Below are 1,130 nucleotides of genomic sequence, written 5' to 3' on the forward strand. Positions count from 1 at the left end.
CCGCGAGGGCGGCAGAACCGTCGGCGCCGGCGTCGTCTCCAAGATCATCGAGTGACGGCCGCGGGGCGGTCCCGCTTCCGATAGTTCGCGCAGCGCCGGGGTGGGTCACCCCGGCGCTGTCTTTTGCGGTCCCGGCTGGACAACCGCCCGCGGGCGGGGTTTTCTCCGCGCCATGCTCGCCCCCCGCCGTCCCACGCATCCCACGGAAGGCCAGCGCCTCTATGCGGTCGGGGACGTGCACGGGCGGCTCGATCTGCTCGAGAACGTGCTGGGGCGGATCCGCGCCGATCTCGAGGCGCGGCCGCATCCGCGGCCGCGGGTCGTCATGCTCGGGGACTATGTGGATCGCGGGCCGGACAGCCGCGGGGTCATCGAGGCGCTGATCGCGCTCAAGGCCTCGGCGCTGCCGGCGAGCTTCCTGCTCGGGAACCACGACAGCTACGTCGCGGCCTACCTGCGCGAGCCGGCCTGGTTCGACCGCAGCAATCACTGGCTGCACGACAGCCTCGGCGGCAGCGCGACGCTCGCTTCCTACGGGGTGGCGAACGCCAGCGCCGCGAGCCCGGCCGCCACGCGCGACGCCTTCGCCGCCGCCTTCCCGCGGGCGCACATGGCCTTCCTCGAGGCCTGCGCGCTCAAGATCCGCATCGGCGGCTATCTCTTCGTCCACGCCGGCATCCGGCCGGGCGTGCCGATCGCGGAGCAGACGCGCGAGGACCTGATCTGGATCCGCGAGCCCTTCCTGAGCTCGGACGCCGACTTCGGCCTCAAGGTGGTGCACGGGCATACCATCGTGCCGCAGGTCGAGCACTGGCCGAACCGGATCGCCGTCGACACCGGGGCGGTCCGCAGCGGGGTCCTGTCCTGCGTCGTCCTGGAAGGGACGCAGGTGTCGCTGCTCGGGCCGGCCGGGCTCCGGCCCTGGCCGGAGGGCTCGGGCCTCGCCAGGTCCGAGCCGCCGCGCGCCGGCTGGCGGAACCTCTGGATCCGACGCTGAAAGGCACGGGGTGGGCACGCGTGCCCACTTTGCCATCCTACTGTTTTTGCTAGATTTCCCCTTGCGGCGTTAACCAGATCCACACTACACGACTCCCCGGCTTTTCAGGGTTTTCGGGGTGAGGTTGCGCCAT

Annotated in this window: 1 protein-coding gene; it reads left to right on the forward strand. The window is 71.4% G+C overall.

All coding sequences use genetic code 11. The features are described 5' to 3' along the window. Positions 1-172 precede the first annotated feature (172 nt). A complete protein-coding gene (locus tag Q0112_RS08160) occupies positions 173-997 on the forward strand; it encodes a metallophosphoesterase family protein (RefSeq protein WP_297973779.1) in 825 nt (274 codons plus the stop codon). The last annotated feature ends 133 nt before the right edge of the window (positions 998-1,130 follow it).

The sequence above is a fragment of the uncultured Amaricoccus sp. genome (assembly GCF_937858865.1).
Classification (GTDB): domain Bacteria; phylum Pseudomonadota; class Alphaproteobacteria; order Rhodobacterales; family Rhodobacteraceae; genus Amaricoccus.